The following is a 1,475-nucleotide window of genomic DNA, read 5'->3' on the forward strand; positions in this document are numbered from 1 at the left end:
TTGCCTTGCCTGGATACAAGCTCTCTTCTCCCATCCCAAGTGCCCTTGAGATTAAGCATTTCTGCCTACTTTTTAAAGATACAAGCCTGGTTGCTCGCAACCAGGATTAACCAGAGTATTGCGCCCAGATTTAGCTTAATCCAATAGATTTTTTTTGTGTATCCAGCTCCTCTGAAAGCAAACTTTTCTCTATCTTTAAAATAGTCTCCATAATTTCTTCTTGCGTAAGATAAGCATTGTCTGAGCAAATATCTTTATAAATATATTTTGTAATGTCTTGTGGGAAAAAACGAAGATTGCTATTAACAACACTACCTTTAGTTTTTAGAGTCCATAGTTGTTCACAAAAATCACTCCGAGCACTATGAATATTTTGATAGAGCTGACGAGTCACTAAATAACCCATATCGGTAAGATATTTTATCTTCACTCCTATCTCACGGTTATGATTGTCGTCTACTCCTGTAGTTACATAACCATTAGGTTGAATCTGAATAAAATCCGGAAAGCAGGTAGCCACTTGTTCATACGTTTTGGTATCCTTAACCTGAAAAGTTAAGCCGGGCAAACCTCCTTCATTCGAATTATTAACTATTAAATAGGTATAAGAGCTCTTAAAAGTCTCTATATTAGCGTACATGACTACCTGTGAAATACCATGAATACCCTTCAGGAACCCTTGCAAAATATGTAAACACTGAGATTTATGGTGATCAATAACCTGCCTAATACTGTTGATATTGGCGATTACGACCAACTCACCATTGTCATTTATTGAAAAGTCAAAGCACTCAAAATTTAGACCGCGATTAAACTCTCCAAGTGCCTTAACCAGGAGATCATAATGTTTTCTATTCTCAACTGGATAGCACGCTCTAATGCAGTCTTCACCTATATTTAACCAGAAGGCGTTAGGAAAAGTACGAATATTGTTTAAAAAGCAATTAATGTAAGCGCTTTCATCTAAGTATCTTTGACATTTTTTTACATTAATCATAACTCGATAACAATGGTCACCTTCAGTTTTTCTCGACTTTACAGTTGATACTGTCGTTGGCAATAATTTAGCTAATTTATCTTGAAGTAAAGTTGCTTGTTCTTTTGTCATCAAAGGGCTAACTAATTGAGAAGTGTTACCTTTATCATCAAATCTCTCTTCCCAAAGCATGTCTTCTTTACAGGATTTGCTGAGTATCCTGGTGAGATATTGCTTACATAACTGTATTTCAAGTTGTAAAATATGTGGATCAACCATTTGATTTTCCTGTATAAATATTGGACACGCATCATATCAAATCAACCTTAAAAGAAAATTAAAGATAAAGCTTATTGTAACTTTGCTCTAAAAGTTCAGTATTTGACTCAAGCAGCTTTTTAAATTCGTTGCTAGGTTCAATCACCATTTAATTATGCCCAAATAGCAATGGCAGCGAGAGCAATGGACGAGATAAAAATGGAGTCACAACGGTCATATC

The 1,475-nt window shown here is 35.3% G+C and carries 1 protein-coding gene; it reads right to left on the bottom strand.

Translation table 11 applies throughout. The features are described 5' to 3' along the window. Positions 1–130: 130 nt before the first annotated feature. Positions 131–1,255: a hypothetical protein gene (locus Lfee_RS07505; protein WP_058445436.1), complete on the bottom strand. Its 1,125-nt coding sequence runs from the start codon at positions 1,253–1,255 to the stop codon at positions 131–133. Positions 1,256–1,475: the final 220 nt, after the last annotated feature.

The sequence above is a fragment of the Legionella feeleii genome (genome assembly GCF_001467625.1).
In the GTDB taxonomy this organism is placed as follows: domain Bacteria; phylum Pseudomonadota; class Gammaproteobacteria; order Legionellales; family Legionellaceae; genus Tatlockia; species Tatlockia feeleii.

What these genes read in the sequence shown, in the direction of transcription:
- Lfee_RS07505 (WP_058445436.1), bottom strand. Translation starts at nt 1,255, where the DNA reads ATGGTTGATCCACATATTTTACAACTTGAAATACAGTTATGTAAGCAA.